Raw genomic sequence first — 17,274 nt, forward strand, 5'->3', positions numbered from 1 at the left:
GCCAAGGCCGCCGGCCTGCGGTAGCGGACGTGGACAAGGGGGTCACGCCGGAGGTTGCAGAGGTGGACAAGGGGCGGAAGGGGGGATTCCGCGAGCTGGACAAGGGGGTGCCGCGGAAAGCGGCAGGAGGTGGCCAAGGGGGTGATGCGCGGAATATGAGCCGTGTCCCCAGGACCTGCTTCGCCTGTCAGCGGTGACACATGGTCATCGGCGCCTCTGAGGGTGAACGGCGGTGCCGAAGGCTTCTGGAGTGCTGCCGGCACCCTCAAGTACCGGCGCGCGGCGCGGCTGACTGAGTGCGCGTCGGCTCCGGGAGACGTGCGGCAGTGCGCGCGCCGCGCGCCGGGACGGTCAGCAGGTGCGTGCCGGAGGGAGGACCGTGCGCCTGAGGCGCGCGCACCACGGTGCGCTGGACCGCGCGGCGGGACGCGCACCTCGGTGGCGCGCGCGTCCTGCCGCGCGCCGGCCAAGGCTCGGGGGATCGCGGCCGCGCGCATCATCCGGCAGCCTCGGCGCGCAGTTCCCTGGCCCGGTGGCGCGCGCACACACTGCGGGTCGGAATGGCCGGCCGGTCGCACGTTTCCCCGCGCCAGCCGGAGCACCGCGGCGCCGGGCCGGGATGCTGTGCGACGGCCCGCGCCGACCGGCTCGCTTCCCGGCAGAGCCTGCACATCCGATCAGCGAGTGCGGGACCGACCAGCCGGATCCGGCAGCCGCACTCCCGGCAGACGGAGAGGTCCGCGGGCGCCGGCGGGGCGGCGGCGTTGCCGAGCACCGGGCGCCGCGAAGCCGGTGGCACGCATTCGGCACACGTGACGCCGGGCCCGCCCAGGCCGTGGTCGGGGCATTGCCCCAGCTCGATCCGGCGCTCCCGCTCGAGCTCCTGTCGACGTGCGGCGCGGATGTCCGCACATGCCGCGCAGGGCTCCCCGCTCGGCCACATCACTCCGCTCTCGCAGGCCAGATGCCCGCAGCCCCACCTCGGCAGAGCCACCCCCATCAGCCACCGGGCCGGGTCCTTGATGTCCGACAGAAACACCCCGGCGAAGCGGGTACGCAAGCGCTGCCGAAGCCGGTCGGAGTCACATCCGTGATCGAGCTGGCGGCCGACCTCGCGGGCGATCCGCCGCTGCATGAACGTGTTCGCTCGCTCGTACAGCACCTGCACGGGTTCGAGGACCTCGACAATGCGCGGGTGCAGCGTCAGCGGTGGGCCGTCGTAGTGGCTGCGGGCGGCTGGGGATGCCTGAGAGCGGGGTAGTTCCTGCTCCGCGCGGAGCGCGAAACCGTCCTGGACCTGGTCGTGCGCAGGGTTCGAGCCCGAGTTATCCACAGGCCGAGCGCCCTTGTCTACCTGTACTTCGCCTACGGCGGGTGAGTCAGAGCGGCGCTCGTCATCAGGTCGGTCAATCCTGTGGTCTTCCTTAGTCGCGAGCGATCCCTCACCAGCTTCCAGACCCGATCCCTCATCAAGTCGCGAAGTCGGTGAGGTGCTCTCCACAGGCGAGGAGGGTTGGGTGCTGCCCGGGGCCGGGGGTACGTCATGGGCGATGAACTGGTGCCGTCCCTGCACGCCCGACCTGCGCAGCACGGTCACCCAGCCGGCATCCTCCAGAGCGTCCACGATTTTCCCCGCAGATGCCGCGGACAGCGTCGTCCCCGCGCGCGCACCGGAGTGGTGGTAGAGATGTCCGGCGAGCTCGCCTTCGGTGAGAGGAATGTGCTGTATCTGGGCGAAGCAGAGCACCGCGTACGCACGCAACTGCCGCGGGGTCAGGTCCTCGCACGCGGCGACCGGCAGCCAGATGAACCGTTCGTCCCGCTGTATCGGTCGTACACGGCGCTGCGCCGTGGTGCCGCACCCGCCGGGCAGCGACCGTCGCTGGTTGACGGGGAGCTCGATCACCCCGTCTGGCCCGGGCCTGCGCAGTTGGGCAATGCCGCGTTCGACGGAGGACCGCGACAGCCCGAGGTACGACGCGAGCACCGTGGTGCCTGCGGTACAGCCTTCCGGGCGCTGCCCGAGCGCCTTGATCTTCATGTAGACGGCCAGAGCCACGTCCGCGTAGTGCGGGGACTCCACCAACCGCATCGGCACCTTGACACGCTGACGCCGTACGGGCGTCTGGCTGCTGGACAGGCAGGACGAGTCCGCGGGCCGCGGTCGAGGCACCGGGCCTGCAACGGACGTGGTGGTGAGGGGCAGGGAACTGGACACACTTCTCCCGCGCACGGTCGCCGGAGTGACGATCCGTCGACGGTGCGCTCGAGCCGCCGCCTCTGCGGGATGGGTGCAGAGACGACCTTGCAGATGGGACCATGCGCCCCGCTGCGATCAGAGGGGATGTCAACCCCGGCGCGCTCGCGGTACAGCGTGCTGTGCCGCAAGCGCACCTGCTGACGGGCGGCGTGTGCCGTGCAGCAGAGCGCGGGCAGCCTTGGCGAAGGTGGGAGGGAGGCGCGGCGCGTCCCCTCGCCGTCTTGGCCAAGAGAGCGGATCAGCCGGCGAAAACTGTTGGACAGAGCGAGGAGCCTGCTCTCGGCCCCTTCGTCGACGACGGCGGCGCAGAAGCCGCTGAATGCCCCGAACCGGACCAAACGGTTGTCACGAAATGTGACACCGAGGTGACCATTGGGGGGTGAATGGCCGAGAACGGCGGTCCCGGGCGCCTGCTGAGCTGACAAAAGCCATGGCGGTACTGCAAGATGTACTCCGATCACCCTGGTGCACTCCAGGGATGACAAAGGCCCTTCGGGGTCAGCCCCTCGGGGCTAGCTGCTGGGAGGCAGTGATCATCCAGGCCGAGAGGCCTGGCTCTTCGCTCGACGGAGCTGGTACTCCGTAAGAGCGGTGACGGCCGGCAGAGGAGCTGCTAACTCCGAACCGGCGGGGAAGGGCGAGGAGCGCTCCTTGCTAGGGAGCGCCCGCCCGAGAGTTCTACGACATGCCGCCCTCCTCGGTGAGGGCGATGAGCGACGTGCGGTGTCCGCACAGCAAAAAGCCCCGGCTCGACGGCGTCGTGAACGCAGCGCGGAAGCCGGGCTGACTGTGCATTTGTGCGTGGGTGCGGGTACGCTCCACCACGAGACACCGCCTTATCCGGTTTCTCGAACCCGATATACGCCCCCGGACTTGCTCAAGGTCTGGGGGCATCGTGTTGTCAGGGCTAGCAATAGATCAATCGATGGTCACCCTATCCCCAACCGCACCGGAAGTGCACAGGCTGTGGACGGACCGGTACATGCGGCGCGTCGCGCTGATCAGGGATCACTTCACAGCCCATTCCCCTTAGTTGGGCAGCTTCCCTGATGAATCGGTCAAACTGACTCTATCGGCATGGATGAGCAGAAACTCGCAACTCCGGGTCTGCTCACCGCTGTAGCTCACGCGCCGGACCGTAAGCACGGTGACCGCACGCGACTTGAGCAGGGCTGCCTCCTGGTCGGATGCCGGCCGCGCCGAGATGGCGTGCAAGTGCCCGGTCTCCGGCAGGCCGGCCTCCTTCAGGATCAGGTCCTCGTCGACAGGATCGACGTCCAGAAGCCGGCGGGCGAGGTCGGCGATGCCCTTCGGGACGTACAGCTCCCGGATGGCCCAGGGGGCGCCGCCCCGGCTGAGGACGCTCTGCCGCAGCACGACAGCGGACTCCGGTGGACTGCCCAGGGCCGCTGCCACGCCGACGGAGGCCTTGCGTACGGCGGTGGTGACCATGTCGGTCCGGTCGTCGGCCTGCCCGGGGACGGGGTGGACGTGACCGAGCTTGTCGAGGCGCGCCTCGAAGGCGGCCGCGGGGGACAGCACCATGTAGCCGACCTTGGGGATCGACCGCACCAGGCCCTCCTGCTCGAGGAGCTCCATCGCGCCGATCAGCGTGTTGCGCGCGCACCCAAGTTCCTTGGCGAGCTGGCGCCCCGAGACGACGGTGCCGGCGGTGCGTGCGGGGGCGCCGTCGCGGATCTCCTTGCGCAGGCGCTCGGCGAGGTCGTGTCTGCTGGTCGGGGGCGTGGCCATGCGGGACATCCTGCCGTACGGCCACCCCGGTGCGGGCTGCAGGGCCGCGATCGTCATGTCGGTCTCCCTTGACTTGATCCGGAAGGCGGGGCAACATCATCGCATCTGGCTTATCTGGCATGAGCCAGGTAAGCCAGATGTGGGCATGGTCCCGCATCTCGTGGCGCGCCACGCGCAAATCGGCCTCCGAGGGGGTTGGAGCCCTCGAAGGCCGTGGTGATGCACGCCGACCCCTTCCCGTCACGAAAGACAGACGACGCAATGACCAGCATGACAGCCGGTCGCCCCACGCCGGGCACCACCAGCCGAATCACCCTCACCAGCGACGACATCACACACGAACTCGTCAGCACCCTCACGCCGGCCGCCCTCGCCGAAAGTGGCTACCTCACGGGTCCCGACGGGCACGCCGTCGCCGGCCAGATGCGCGAGCGCCAGCTGGACGAAGCGCTCCTGCTCGGCCGCTGCAGCACCACTAACGATGTCGACGCCTTCTACCGGCGCGACGAGGAACTGGACGAGCAGTGGCACGCGCGCCGAGAGGACACCATCGCCAAGTACTGCGCGCGGTGCCCGATCGCCGCGGCATGCCTCGAACTCGCCCTGCGCTACCCCGAAGCCCCCCAGGACCTCGCGGTGCGCGGCGGCATCACCGAGGAGGACCAGCTCGCCCTCGCCGGCATGGAAGCCGAACGGCTGGCCGCGGCTCGGGTCCGGGACCGTACCCCGTACGAGCAGCGGACCATGCGGCTGCACGCGGCTCGCCAGGTGCTGGGGCTGGCCCGATCTCACATCGGTCTGTCCGTCAAGCCCGAATACCGCAACAAGAACCACGCCGAGCTCAGCGCAGCAGTCTCCAAACTGGAGCAGCTGCGGAAGAACCACCGGCGCGCGACGGGGTGGGCCGCATGACCGACCACACCACTGCACCGTCCCCCGACGGCTCCGACGAGGACGAGCTCCGGATCCTCAACCGCCGCCTGATGCACGCCCTGCACACGAAGTGCGCACTACCGGTCATCCCCGTGCCCGTGGTTGTGCAGGACGGCGCCGGCCCGCAGCCGACCGCGCTGGTCGGCATTCTCCTGGCCCTATGGCACCAGGCCCGCGTCGAAGCCGACGCCTACCGGGCCTGGGTCAGGCAGCCGGCCCCGCCGCCGGCCTCGCCGACCACTGGCGCCGTATCCCGCGGCGCCTCGGAGGCAGCACGCGCACACCTCGACAGCGCCACCACCGCCGACCGGGCCGACGGAGACCCGCAAGGGCACGACGTCATCCAGCACGGCCGAGGTGAGCCGCCGGACGGCACCTGCCGACGGCGATGACACGACCTCGGACCGCCGAGTGACAAGGACATCCACCATGAGACTGCCGATCGCCTTGCACCTCGTCATCGGGTACGAGCAGCAGCCGCTGTACTACTGCGTCTCGTGCGGCGGGTACTACCCGGTCCAGCACTTCTGCGAGTAGCCATGGCCCTCACCACGACCTCGAGCAAGCGCGGACTCCACAGCGGCCGACTCCGCCGCCCGGCCGTCTGCCAGTTGACGATCGCCGCCAGCCTGCTGGCCCGATACGGGTACACCAGCCAGGCCGACGCCCACAACGACGGAACGTGCGCCCGGCTCTACTCCTTGGGCCGCCGGAAGGCCGCCCCGTGAGCCCCGCGGTCACGCCGCCGCTGGACGGTCCCCTGGCCAACGAGGCCGAACTGGACCGTGCCCTGTTCGGCCCCCACGAGGCCGAGGACGAGCAGGACGCGGAGGAGTAGCCCGCGGGACGGAAGGTCAGCTTCGCGACGGAGCCGGAGACCACCGTCAGCTCGGCGAGCCAGCGCCACCCTCACGACCACCCACCGACGCCGCGTTCAGCGACACGGCTGCAGCGCACGCGTCCCACCGCAAAGGAGCACGACGGTGAGCAAGTCGTCCCGTCGTCGACGCCGCCAAGCCCCCAGTCCCCGGCCGCCGGCCCCGAATTCGCGCCCCGTGGAAGCCGACTCCCCGGCCATCGCCGCCGACGCGCTCGAGGCCCTGGCCGTACTCGCCGATGCGCGGGACCGCGCGGCCGACATCGTCGGCCTGGCGGAGGAGAAGTCCAGGAACTGCGAGGCCGGCGCCCAGGAGAAGGCCGCTGTCCTCCTGGAGGCGGCCGAAGCGCAGGCCACACACATCCGAGCGGAGGCAGAGCGCCGGGCCGAGGCGCTCCAGGACCGTGCCCGGGAGGCCGGGGCATGCCTCAAGGCCGACGCTGCCGCCCAGGCGGAGGCGGCGAAGGAAGCAGCCGACCGCCAGGCCGCCGACACCCTGGCAACTGCTGAGGCAGAAGGGCGGGCCGCCATCGAGGAGGCCACCGCCCACGCCTGCCGACTGCGCGAAGAAGCGCAACTGGCCGCCGACAAGGAGCTGACCGACGCCGGGCTCCTGGCCGAGCAACGGACCCGCGCGGCCCGTCGCGACGCCGAGGCAGCCGATGCCCGGCTGCGCGCCGCAGAGGCAGAGGCAGAACGTATCCGCAGCGAGGCGACGTCCGCGGCCGAAGAGCTCCGTCGGCAGGCGGCCGCAGGCACCAGGGCCGAACGGGAACGGGCCGCCCGCGACGTCGAAGAACTGCGCACCACCGCAGCGGCGACGGTCGCATCAGCCGAGGAGCGAGCCGCCACGGTTGCCGAGAAGGCTGCCGCCCGGGAAGCCGCAGCGATGGAGAAGGAGGAAGCCGCCGAGCAACTGCTCCGCCACGCCCAGGAGGCCTGGGAGCGGGCGCGCTCGCGCGCCGCCCGCAGGCAGGAGCGGAAGCGTCTGCGTCAGCAGGGCCGCATTCAGCGGGCAACGGCGCGGCGCGAGCACAAAGAGGCCGCAGGACGTCCGACCTTCGCCCACCGCCTCTCCCAGGGGCGCCGGTGGGTACGGGAGATGGTTCGCAACCAGGCCCGCCGGGGCCTCGTCGCCGGTCCGATCCTCGCCCCGATGGCCGTGGCCTGGTGGTCCCAGACCGACTACGCCAAGGAAGCGTTCGGATGGTGGACCGTCTTCGCCCTCGGCTTCGCCGCCGCCTGGGAGCTCACGACCGCGTTCACCGGCTGGATGTACCACCAGGCGCGGCAGCAGGGTGACGCCGGCACCATCTACCGGATCATGACGTGGGTGTTCGCGTCCGGCGCGGCCGCGATGAACTACGCCCATCACTGTGGGCCTGGCGGCCGGCCGACGCAGGCGTCCGTCGCCTTTGCGACCATGAGCGTCGTCGGCATGGTGCTGTGGGAGCTGTATGCCTCCCTGGTCCACCGCCAGTACCTGCGGGAGCAGGGACTGGTCTCCCGGGCACGGCCGAAGATCGGCCTGATCCGCTGGGTCCGGTTCCCGGTGCGGTCTTGGACGGCCTGGTCGCTGACGATCGACAACGCCGCACTGTCCACGCTGGAACGCGCCTGGAACGCCGCCGGCATCGAGCTGGCGGACCGGAACGCGCTCCGTTCCGGCACGGCCCTGCACCGCATCGTGATTCCCCGCGTGCCGACCGACGGACTTCGTTCCGGAGCCGGTCCGGGCGCCGTTCCGTCGTTCCGCACGGTCTGGAGCGTTCCGGGCGGAACGCCCGCCGGAACCTGGGCGCACTGGGCCGGAACGCTCCAGGCTGCAGGGGTGACGCCCCATGCGCACGGTCGCGGAACGGAGTGGAACGACGGCCTCGTTCCACTCGGTCACCCCGAGGCTGAGCAGGACTTTCCCGGCGTTCCGCCCCGCACCGGACTGCCGCGTTCCGCCCCGCCCGGAATCGGAACGGAACACCCGCCGCCAGGGGCACAGGTGCCCGAGCGCACCGCGGAACGGGGCGCGGCAACGCCGGCGCGGAAGCAGCACGCACCGGATGGGGCGGACCGGCGCACGGACCGGAACGATCCCGGCACCCGGAACGGACAGGAGCGCACCAGTGGTGCGGAACGAGACGAGGAGGAGGTGGTGCTCGAGGAAAAGGAACGCGCCGCGGTGGAGCGCCTCCTCGCGCGAAAGCAGCCGCTGAGCAAGCGGAGCATCTCGGACGAGGTCCGCTCCAGCGGCGAAACGATCGCCGACGGGCGCGCCCTGGCGATCGCCAACTACCTCAACGCCAAGGCCAAGGGCCGGCTGAGCCAGGACCTCGCAGGCGTCTGACAACTGCTCCGGCTCGGAGCACCAAGACCGGGAGACCCGGCCCGCTTTCCAGGGCCCGGCCGGGTCTCCCTCCTCCACGAAACGGGAGTTCGCACATCATGACCCACGCCCGCACCCGCCGGCACTGGATCGGCCGCTGGCGCCTGCCCGGCCGCCTGCGGTGGCTTATCGGCGGAGACGACCACCGCCTTGCCCGGGCCCGCTACGGCACCCGGGAGTCGGCCTCCGAGCGCGCCGAGCGCCGCGAGCGCACGGCACGCCGCACCCGGCGGGCACGCCAGGTGCGAACAGCCGCCCGCAAGGGCCAGCAGTGGGAGGACGAGGCCTACGCCAGCCTCCCCCTCGCCGCCGCACGCCCGCTGGACCCGGCCACAGTGCTCTCCACCCAGGCGGTCCCCCTGCTCAACGCTGAGCGCGGGCCACACGGCGACCTGCCCGCGCTGCCCCCGGGCTTCGCACCCGCCACTGCGGACGAAAGCTCGGCGACGAGGTCCGGAGCACCGGAACAGGTCACCGCGGACCTGGCCGGCCCGGACGCCCTCGCATCGGGCAGGCCCGTGCTGTATGTCGTCGACGGCCTGGGTCCGCGGCCCCGTTCTCGCCGTCCCATGCCCGAGCGGCGCACCGCGGCGGCCAGCACCAAGACCGGGAGCCGCTGATGCCGTCCGCGTCGCACTCCAACTTCTCCAAGAAGCAGGCCGACACAGGCGCGGCAACTCCGGCGGCCAGCTGCACCGGCTGCCCGATCCGTGACACCTGCGTCAGGGCCGATCCCACTCTGACCGAGTGCGCGGTCACCGGGTCGGTGCCCCCGCCCGCGCTGCCGTCGCACGCCCCCTTCCCGGCCCCGGGCTCGGAACTCGACATCACCGAGGTGGTCAGCCGCGGTGTGGAGAAGGCCGTCGGCGCCGCATTCGGGTTCGGCTGGACCGACCTGCTCGCTGCCGTGATCGAGCGGACCAACGCCACGGACTCCAGCGGCAACGAGGTCGACTGGGGCCGACTGCAGCTGGGCCGCAACCTCCTGTGCCTGGCCGTCGTCAACCTGGTGCCCCTCCACGGAGCCCCCGCCTCGCGGTGGGCAGCCGATGCCTTCACGGCGCACGGCCTGGAGGCGCCCCTGGTCTCCGCCGGCGCGGTCCTGGGTGTCGCCGGTGCCGTCGTCATCGGCGCGGGCATCAATCACCCCCTTGGCCTGCTGTGCCGCGCGACTTTGTCGGTGGCCACCACCACCGGGCGGCTGACCTGGCGCTTTGTGCGCTCCCGCCTCGGCTGGATCATCACCCGCCCGGTGATCTGGGCCGGGGTCTCGGGCCTGGTGATCGTCACCTGGCGCGCCGTCGTACACCTTCTTGCCGGAGCCTGACCATGGACCTTGCGATCGACATCTTCGACAATCAATCCGCCAACGCCGGCTTCGGTGCACTCCTCTTCGGGGCGATGGCCACGACGGCCGTCATCGCCGGATTCAAGAAGAAGCTCCTCCGAAAGAAGAAGACGTTCGTGCTGGTCTTCTTCTTCGTCCTGCTGGTGACGGTGAACTCACGCGGGCTCTTCGGCGAAGGAGCTGGAGCCCTGCGCGCCGCCATGAACCACCTGGGACAGGCCGCCGCCGAAGAGGGCGCCGGCGCGAAGGTGAACACCAACGCGCCGCGCACGGCCGTCACACCGGTCTCGGCGGGCGGAGCCGCGATCGGCCTGTGCGGCATCACCTACTACCTCGTGGTCCTGTACGCGGCCAAGTGGAAGCCGGCCGACTGGAAGGAGATGGCCGGCGGGGCGGTCGTGGCGATCTGCTACGGCACCTCTCTCGGTTTCATGGGCGTGATCGTCAGCGCCACCACCCTGACCGGCAACAACATCGGCCTGTGGATCTTCGGAGGCTGACGCCGCCGACGGCCGCCCGCACGCCACCCGTGCGTGGCGGCCGCCCGCGCCAGCCTCCGCCCTCGGCGAGGAGCCCTGTACCCCATGCAACACCCCCACGACCCTGCGGACAGCACCGAACTGGCCCCCTACGGCGAGCTCGTATTCGCCGAGATCGTCGACGAGGACGAGCCCGGCCCTCAACGCGAGACGCAGGACCCACCGGCCGATGAGCGCGTCCCACGATCGTGGACCGCCGCCCGGCGGGTGGCCCACTGCGCCCGCACCGCCGCGGCCGCCATCGCCGGCCAGATCCTCCCAGGCCAGCGGAACGCCCTGTCCGCGGCACGGCATTGGCTGCGCGTGGGCTACATGTCCGACGACGAGATCCGCCGCAGGATCGTCAACAGGCCCCTGGAAGCCGACCGCGCCCGCCGCGAGGAGGCCCTCACCGCAGTCCACCGCCTGGAGAAGAAGCTCCAGCGCAGGCTCGAGGACGCCGCGGCGTACGGTCTGGAGGCGGCCGAGAAGCAGGCGATCCGTGACCTGAGCCGCGAGCTCAGGCGCCGCCGAAACGGCCTGGACGCACTGCAGTCGGTGCCCTTCGCTCCCGAGCAGCCCACCCCGGAGCAGATCCGCCGGGCCCGCTCCCTGATGGCGCTCGGCCGCTTCAGCGCCCTGCTGCCCGTCCTGGGCGTCGCAGGGCTCGTGGCGGCCAGCATCCCCTCCACGCTGCTGGCCGCGGCCCCGGTGCTTGCCGCCGCCGGTTGGTGGCTGACCCACCATCCGCTCGAACTCGCCGAGCGACCCGTCCCCGAGGACCTGCTGCTGCCCGAACTGGACCTTCCTGCCCTGAAGGCACCCGAGACCCCCGGCAGCGCACCGGCCGACGAGACCGAGGAAGACCTCACCCCCTTCCCGATCGCGCAGGCCACCACCCCTGGCGAGGCCGGCGAAGCCCTCCGCCGCGCCCTGCTGCACGAAGGGCAGGACGTCGACCAGGTCACCGACGTCACCCAGGAGCCGTGGGGTTGGTCCGCCCGCGTCTCATTCAAGACCGGCACCCCTGACGACCTGAACAAGGACGACACCTATAAGGGACTGATCACCCTGCTCAGACTGCGTCGTAACGGCCTGCTGATCGAGGGTGACCCAGACGCCGGCGAGGCCTGCACGGTCCGCATGATGCAACGCTCGCCGTTCAGCCCGGAACTGGTCGGCGACGTCCCGTACCGGGCGCCGCTGTCGATGTCGATCCTCGACCCAGCTGACTACGGCGTCTCCATGGACGCCAAGCCGCTCGCCTTCGCCCTCGCAGGGCTGATGCTGTTGATGGTCGCCGACTCCGGCGCCGGCAAGTCAGGCGTCATGCTGGCCATGGCCGAGGTCGTCACGGCCTGCAAGGACGCGGTCGCCTTCAACCTCGACCCGGTCGGCACCGGCGTCGGGGACCTCGGCGAGGCGATCACGCTCGACGCCTGCATGGACGATGAGAAGATCGTCGCAACCCTGAAGTTCCTCCTCCTCACCTTGTGCCCGGCCCGCGCCCGGCAGCGCGCCCGCTACGGCTGGGGCAACAAATGGCGCGTCTCGCCCGAGCACCCGGCCATCGTCGTGTTCGTCGATGAGTGGGCGCAGCTGTCGGCCCAGGCGAAGACCCTGCTGATCCGACTGCTCCTGCTCGGGCGCAAGGAAGCGATCTGGGTGATCGGCGGGAGCCAGTTCGGCACCCGGGACTGGCTCGGCGAGGCCATCGGCCCGAAGCTGTCCGGCAAGCTGCTGGGGGCCTGCCGGCGCGTGGACGTCACGGAACTGCTGGGCGGGGGAGCAATCGCCGAGGGGTACCGCGCAGATCTCCTGCGGGCAGCCACCCACACCGAGGTCAACGATGCGGGCCAGCTGTACGCGCAGGGCCTGCCTGGTATGCCCGACCGCCCGGTCCGCTACCAGGTGCGGGAAGTCACCGCGCAGTACGCGGCCAGGATCGGAGCCGAGCGTGCGGCCGCAGGCCGGCCGGACCTGACCTTCACCCTCGACGAGGCAGGACTGCTCGACGCGTGGCACGAGCTCCTGGAACTCCTGGACTCCGGCACCGCTGCCGCCGAACAGGGCGGCGCCGAGCCCCTGCCCGGCATCGTCCGCATCCTGCGGGAGGCGTTCACGCTGGAGCATGATCCGGCCTATCTCACCTACGACCAGCTGCACTCCCATCTGCGGCGACACGACGCCGACCGCTGGGGGCGCTGGGACGACAAGAGCGACATCGACCGGCTCCGCGAACTCGGCAAGGCCCTACGCCGCGAACTGGACGCCTCGCAGGTTGACCTGTCCTCCGAGCGGATCCGGGAGCTGGACGGCTCGCCCCGCGGCCTCTACTTGTCCGCCCTCAAGGAGGCGATCGAGGCCCTGTCATGAATGGCCCGCTGATCGGCCGGCATCGGATCCCGACCGGTCGCGATCGGCTCAGGGCAGCCGATCGGATCGGTCGCTGTGGCGATCGGAAACCGATGGCGACCTGCGCAGACCGTTCAGTCGATCAAGATCCGCCCCCCGGGCCTGCTGCGCTTCTCGACTGCCGGGGCAGAGGTCGTTGATCAGCGGACCCATATTGGGATGTTGCTTAATTGGAAATATAGTTGTACTGTTTGGATATCGGTTGGGCGTTGCCTTCCGCCGCCCGCCTCGCCGTGCGCCTCCCGCCGCCGAAGAACAGGAATCACCCATGGGCTTTCCCGGCCTGGAACTGAAGACTCACATGACGCTCGTGGCTGACCCGGACACACGTGTGCCGGTCCCCGTGCGGCTGTACTACAAGGACACCGACCCCTACGCGGTGCAGTTCTCCTTCGACGTCACGCCCGACGAGGTCGTGCGATGGACGTTCGCCCGGGAGCTGCTCGCCCAGGGCATCACGACACCCGCCGGGCTCGGCGATGTGAAGATCACCCCGGTTGGCCCGCTTCAGGACCGCAGCATCAGCATCGAACTGGAAACCCCCGACGGATACGCACGCCTCGAAGGGATGGCAGCCCCCATCAAGGAGTGGCTCGCCAAGACCTACGAGGCTGTCGCCGCAGGCCAGGAGTCCAAGGCCGTCGACATCGACAGCCTCCTCGACGAACTTCTGCCCAACTGACAGCGAAAGCCGAGCACGGCCCGGGGCACACAGCCCCGGGCCCGGCGCAAAGAATCCCACGCCTCCTGTCACACGGCCCGCGCGCAGCACACCTCTATGCATGACCCACTCGCCGGTACCACCCCGCCAAGGAGCAATCTCGTGGCCACCCACTCCCTTCAGAAGACCTCGGCCATCAGCCTCGACAAGGTCGCCGGCACCGCGCCCGACCTCATCGACATGTACAAGGACGCCGAGACCAGTCTCCGCGAGAGCGACCGCCTCGGCGGCCGTGCCGCCGTCTATCTCGTGATCGACCGCTCCCTCTCGATGACGGACTTCTTCAACGACGGCTCGGTCCAGCGGCTGAGCGACCAGATCCTCAGCCTGTCCGCGCACCTGGACGACGACGGCAAGGTCCCGGTCGGCTTCTTCTCCACCGAGATGCACACCATCGCGCGAGGCGGCCTGTTCCGGCGTCCGCAGGCTCTCGTCGACGTCAAGCTCGGCGCCCACCAGGGCCGCATCGGGCAGCTGCACAACTCCCTGGGAAGCATGGGGGGAACGCGCTACCGCCCGGCCATGGAGGCCGTGCTCGCCCACTACCGCGCCTCCCGTGCCTACAAGAGGGGCACGCCGGCCTTCGTCGTGTTCCAGACCGACGGCGCCCCGCAGGACGCGCCTGCGACCAGGGACTTCCTCCGGTCCACGCAGGGCGAGAACGTGCGCTGGCAGTTCGTCCCGTTCGGCGAAGCGGAAGCGTTCGGCGTCCTCTCCGGTCTCCCGGGCAACACCGGCGTCAGCGCCGTCGGCTCCGACCCGCTGGCCCTGTCGAACGCCGAGCTTTACAACCGCCTGGTCTCGGGCCTTCCCCGGGCCTGACACGCGACGGGCGGTCGCTCGACCGTCGTTCGACCGCCCGCTCGCCCCTGCCGTACCCAACGCCACCACACCCAGGGACACATCGTGCGCTCCGCCGCTGTGTGGTCGGTCATCGCGACCGCGACCATCGTCACCACCGCAGCTCTCACCCTCGCCGGATGCGAGGACTCCGACACCGACCTCGACCGCGGCAAGGTCATCGACAAGCGCAGCCGGGCCGCCCAGGACCCCGTCTACGAGCAGGTCGAGCGGCCGGCCCCCTGCCGGTCCACCCGCACCCAGATGCTCCGGACCACGCTCGCCAATCCGGGGCCCAAGCCCAAGCCGCCCGCCGACACGAGCGATGGCCAGCCGGACGCACCGCAGCCGCCGCGCACCGACACCTCGAAGAACCCGCCGCGCTCGACGCCGGGCGTCCGCACGCCCGACAAGGGCGGCCCCTCCGCATCGTGCGGCACCACCACCGTGCGCGTCTTCAAGGGATACAAGAAGCCCGCGAAGTGGGAGCTGAAGCTGCAGGACGGCAAGGAGACCGACTGGGAGACCGTCTCGCGCGAGGAGTACAACAGCGTCGACATCGGCGACCACTTCTGAACTTCGACCGCCCGGGGCCCGGCAATGCCGGGCCCCGGGCGTTTCCGACGGCACAGGAGCTCATGATGACCCGCCCGCAACGACCAGCCACGTTCAACCCCGCCGAGGCACTTCTTCACCTCGCGCACGGGAATCGCTCCGCCCCGCACGGCCGGCCCGCCCAACTCGTCCTGGAGCGCAGGCACGTCCGCCAGCTCGCCGCACACCCGGTCGGCGCATTCGCCCGCGTGCCCTGCGACCTGTGCCGAAAGCCGCTCACGGAGCACGGGCAACTCGAAGTCGAGCTGACCTACGACGACCTCGGACACCTCGACGGCGTCACGATCACGGACTGCACCGCGCTCATCCCCGCACACCACCACCGCCCACCGACCAGGAAGGACACCCGTGACCGCCTCCCTGCCACCACTGCCTGAGCACACCGTCGCTGCGTACGCCCACGAGCAGGCCTCCGTCCAACGCATGATCCTCGAGGCCTGCTGGGCCCATGCGCAGCGCGACACCATCTTTGAGCACCCGGGAACCTTCCGCGACGACCAGGTCCACCGGACCCAACGCGCCCACCTCATTCACCTCGGCGCGCTGTACGACGTCTTCGCACTGCGCGGCGCCCACGACTGGGACGTTCACGAGGCGGCACGCGGGCTCGGAACCAACCTCCTCGCCCACGACGGCGTCCACCTGCCCACCACTCCCCGGTCCGGAATCGACTACCTGCGCACCAACTACGCAGCCGTGCACGGCCGCACCGACGTCATGCCGCAGCCGGCGGCCGGACGGACGGCAGTGCACAACCCGGCCCCCGAGCGGGTGGACATGCCCTTGTACTGCCCGACGGAGTCGCGGCTCATCCGCACCATGCTCTGGACGTACACCGTGGCCAGGGAGTGCCGACGGCGCGGCGACTCCCTCCAGACGGCCGCCCAGGTGCGCGCGCACCACATCGCACGGGGCCTGCTGCTTTGGTGTGCCGCGGCGCTTGCGCCTGCCGACCGCGCCGCCGCGCAGGCCGCCGCGCGTGCCGGCCACCTCGTGCGCGAAAGCGACGGCCGTCCACGCACGAGCGACGAAAAGGCGCGCCAGTACCTGCTGGAAACCTACCTCGACGAGCACCCCGACGACAGCGAACGGTCCCACGAGCCGGACTGCCCCGGCGGCTGCGGCGGGACGGCAGTTGTCATGACCACCCTTACCTGGGACGACCAGGGCGACGGCATCTTCGTGCCTGTCTGGGCCGAACCCGTCGACTGCACCGCGGGCGCACCGCAGGCGCACGACCCGGACTGTTCCGACTGCCACGGCCATGGCTTCACGTACAGCCGGGGTGAGCGCCACCTCTGCGGGTGTCTGGCGCCCGCGGACCTGCCGGCCTGAGCACGGTCACGAGTCCTGGGGGGCGGAATCACCTCCGTCTCCCCCTTCCGCCGGAGGACGGTCAGGGCACCGGCGCGCCTGGGGGTGATTCCGCCTCGGCTTCTGACGGGGGAGAGAACACCCCTCTGTACGGGGTAGGGAGGTGAGATCACCCCGGCTCACCTCCGACGAGGGGTGATCTCACCTCCCTGCCTCACGCCGACCCGGTGGGGAGAATTCGCCCTGGCAGGACGCTGTGGTTCCCGGCGCCGTACGCAGGTCTGCGTGGGAGCTGCGGCCGGGGCCGGGCGACGCCGAACGGCGGCTGCCGGCGGGCACCCTTCCGCCCCTGCCCCTGCTTCCGCGGTGATCGGGAGAGGACTCCACCGTGGCGGCGGCCCATCGTGCCGCGCCTCCCGGCTCGTTGCCGGGGAGGCGCAGCGCATCGTTCTGGCAGGCAATGGCCAGGTCGCGCCCTGAGTCACATCCTGGGTCGCGCCCTAGGTCATGCCCCGGGTCACGTCCTAGGTGTCACCCTGGGTTCCACCGCAGACATGAGTCGACAGGTGCAAAACTCCAGCTCAGGGCGTGAATTCCGAGCCGCCAAGCACGCCGACTACTTCCCTACAGGGCTAGTTGGCCAAGCATCAGCACGTGCGAAGGGGGACCAGAGGCCGGCGGTTGAGGAGGAATAGGAGCAGAGGAGCAGAACAGAGGAGAGGAGAGCAGCGGAGGAGAGCACACACGGAGAACGGACGACGAGCGAAGGACGAACACAGAGACCAGCGAGCGGTGGAGACGACAGGCGCGGCATCGGACAGGGTGAGGCTGGAGGGGGTGCGACTGGCTGCGGCGGTGCGTTGGGTTCTGGCGGGTGGCTCGACGGCGGCCGGCCCCACGGGGCTTGCCACGGTGGCCAGGGGCGATGCGGGCGGCCGGGGCGGCCGGGGTGCGGGCGGAGGCCCGCGAGCGGCGATTGTGCAATTGGAAATACTAATGGCCGCTCGGGGTGAGCGGCCAGGGGGGCGAAGGCGCGGGGAGAAATCACCCCGGCTCGTGGCTGTCGGTGCGCCGGGGCATGGTGAGCACGAAGGCGAACAGGGCGCCGACGGCGCCGACGATCACGAGGGCGGTGCCGATGGCGGAACGCGCGCCGACCATGAGGCCGGTGCCGATAGAGCCCAAGGCGACGGCGACGCATGGCGCGCCCCACAGGAGGGCCCAGCGAGGCCACGGAGCGCGAGGGATGGCTCCGAACTTCTTCACGGTGTGAACCTCCGGGGTTTCGGTTTCGGGGGCGG

16 protein-coding genes are annotated in these 17,274 nt (G+C 70.6%); 13 read left to right on the forward strand and 3 right to left on the reverse strand.

Going from position 1 to position 17,274, the window contains the following annotated elements:
* Window positions 1-496 precede the first annotated feature (496 nt).
* A complete protein-coding gene (locus ALMP_RS05980) occupies window positions 497-2,092 on the reverse strand; it encodes a hypothetical protein (protein WP_264925162.1) in 1,596 nt (531 codons plus the stop codon).
* Between the two features lie 1,197 nt (window positions 2,093-3,289).
* Complete coding sequence (locus ALMP_RS05985) at window positions 3,290-4,069, reverse strand: GntR family transcriptional regulator (protein ID WP_264925163.1); 780 nt, start codon at window positions 4,067-4,069, stop codon at window positions 3,290-3,292.
* A 204-nt stretch (window positions 4,070-4,273) separates the two neighbouring features.
* On the opposite strand from ALMP_RS05985, the gene ALMP_RS05990 reads away from it, so the two are divergent.
* From ALMP_RS05990 to ALMP_RS06050, 13 genes are all read left to right on the forward strand, one after another.
* Window positions 4,274-4,924, forward strand: coding sequence for a WhiB family transcriptional regulator (locus tag ALMP_RS05990; RefSeq protein ID WP_264925164.1), 651 nt, complete (start codon window positions 4,274-4,276; stop codon window positions 4,922-4,924).
* Entirely contained in the window at window positions 4,921-5,337 is a 417-nt protein-coding gene (locus ALMP_RS05995) for a hypothetical protein (RefSeq protein ID WP_264925165.1), read from the forward strand. The genes ALMP_RS05990 and ALMP_RS05995 overlap by 4 nt, the downstream gene beginning before the upstream one ends.
* 147 nt (window positions 5,338-5,484) lie before the next feature.
* On the forward strand, window positions 5,485-5,673 hold the full coding sequence (locus ALMP_RS06000) for a hypothetical protein (protein ID WP_264925166.1): 189 nt from the start codon (window positions 5,485-5,487) through the stop codon (window positions 5,671-5,673).
* Window positions 5,674-6,000: 327 nt separating this feature from the next.
* Window positions 6,001-8,163 carry a hypothetical protein gene (locus tag ALMP_RS06005; protein WP_264925167.1) on the forward strand — a complete coding sequence of 721 codons (2,163 nt, stop codon included), beginning with the start codon at window positions 6,001-6,003 and terminating at the stop codon, window positions 8,161-8,163.
* Between the two features lie 98 nt (window positions 8,164-8,261).
* Window positions 8,262-8,822: a hypothetical protein gene (locus tag ALMP_RS06010; protein ID WP_264925168.1), complete on the forward strand. Its 561-nt coding sequence runs from the start codon at window positions 8,262-8,264 to the stop codon at window positions 8,820-8,822.
* Entirely contained in the window at window positions 8,822-9,529 is a 708-nt protein-coding gene (locus ALMP_RS06015) for a hypothetical protein (RefSeq protein ID WP_264925169.1), read from the forward strand. The genes ALMP_RS06010 and ALMP_RS06015 overlap by 1 nt, the downstream gene beginning before the upstream one ends.
* Before the next feature lie 2 nt (window positions 9,530-9,531).
* Entirely contained in the window at window positions 9,532-10,050 is a 519-nt protein-coding gene (locus tag ALMP_RS06020; protein ID WP_007494444.1) for a hypothetical protein, read from the forward strand.
* A gap of 84 nt (window positions 10,051-10,134) precedes the next feature.
* Window positions 10,135-12,444 (forward strand): hypothetical protein, encoded by a 2,310-nt coding sequence (locus ALMP_RS06025; RefSeq protein ID WP_264925171.1) that lies wholly within the window; start codon window positions 10,135-10,137, stop codon window positions 12,442-12,444.
* A 340-nt stretch (window positions 12,445-12,784) separates the two neighbouring features.
* Window positions 12,785-13,165 (forward strand): SsgA family sporulation/cell division regulator, encoded by a 381-nt coding sequence (locus ALMP_RS06030; protein WP_264925172.1) that lies wholly within the window; start codon window positions 12,785-12,787, stop codon window positions 13,163-13,165.
* 141 nt (window positions 13,166-13,306) lie between these two features.
* Window positions 13,307-14,026, forward strand: a complete 720-nt coding sequence (locus ALMP_RS06035; protein ID WP_264925173.1) for a VWA domain-containing protein — start codon at window positions 13,307-13,309, stop codon at window positions 14,024-14,026.
* A gap of 84 nt (window positions 14,027-14,110) precedes the next feature.
* Complete coding sequence (locus ALMP_RS06040) at window positions 14,111-14,620, forward strand: hypothetical protein (protein WP_264925174.1); 510 nt, start codon at window positions 14,111-14,113, stop codon at window positions 14,618-14,620.
* 62 nt (window positions 14,621-14,682) lie between these two features.
* On the forward strand, window positions 14,683-15,036 hold the full coding sequence (locus ALMP_RS06045) for a hypothetical protein (RefSeq protein WP_264925176.1): 354 nt from the start codon (window positions 14,683-14,685) through the stop codon (window positions 15,034-15,036).
* Entirely contained in the window at window positions 15,008-15,994 is a 987-nt protein-coding gene (locus tag ALMP_RS06050) for an IS66 family transposase (protein ID WP_264925177.1), read from the forward strand. The genes ALMP_RS06045 and ALMP_RS06050 overlap by 29 nt, the downstream gene beginning before the upstream one ends.
* A 1,023-nt stretch (window positions 15,995-17,017) precedes the next feature.
* On the opposite strand, the gene ALMP_RS06055 is transcribed toward ALMP_RS06050, so the two are convergent.
* Window positions 17,018-17,274, reverse strand: a 257-nt coding sequence (locus ALMP_RS06055; protein ID WP_264925178.1) for a hypothetical protein, incomplete at its 5' end; no start/stop codon positions are given.

It is taken from the genome of Streptomyces sp. A012304, from assembly GCF_026008495.1.
GTDB lineage: Bacteria > Actinomycetota > Actinomycetes > Streptomycetales > Streptomycetaceae > Streptomyces.

Bases quoted from the DNA above. Each gene is read 5' to 3' on its own strand.
- ALMP_RS06015 (WP_264925169.1), top strand. From the start codon at position 8,822: ATGCCGTCCGCGTCGCACTCCAACTTCTCCAAGAAGCAGGCCGACACA.
- ALMP_RS06020 (WP_007494444.1), top strand. From the start codon at position 9,532: ATGGACCTTGCGATCGACATCTTCGACAATCAATCCGCCAACGCCGGC.
- ALMP_RS05990 (WP_264925164.1), top strand. From the start codon at position 4,274: ATGACCAGCATGACAGCCGGTCGCCCCACGCCGGGCACCACCAGCCGA.
- ALMP_RS06025 (WP_264925171.1), top strand. From the start codon at position 10,135: ATGCAACACCCCCACGACCCTGCGGACAGCACCGAACTGGCCCCCTAC.
- ALMP_RS05995 (WP_264925165.1), top strand. From the start codon at position 4,921: ATGACCGACCACACCACTGCACCGTCCCCCGACGGCTCCGACGAGGAC.
- ALMP_RS06030 (WP_264925172.1), top strand. From the start codon at position 12,785: ATGACGCTCGTGGCTGACCCGGACACACGTGTGCCGGTCCCCGTGCGG.
- ALMP_RS05985 (WP_264925163.1), bottom strand. From the start codon at position 4,069: ATGACGATCGCGGCCCTGCAGCCCGCACCGGGGTGGCCGTACGGCAGG.
- ALMP_RS06000 (WP_264925166.1), top strand. From the start codon at position 5,485: ATGGCCCTCACCACGACCTCGAGCAAGCGCGGACTCCACAGCGGCCGA.
- ALMP_RS06045 (WP_264925176.1), top strand. From the start codon at position 14,683: ATGATGACCCGCCCGCAACGACCAGCCACGTTCAACCCCGCCGAGGCA.
- ALMP_RS05980 (WP_264925162.1), bottom strand. From the start codon at position 2,092: ATGCGGTTGGTGGAGTCCCCGCACTACGCGGACGTGGCTCTGGCCGTC.
- ALMP_RS06010 (WP_264925168.1), top strand. From the start codon at position 8,262: ATGACCCACGCCCGCACCCGCCGGCACTGGATCGGCCGCTGGCGCCTG.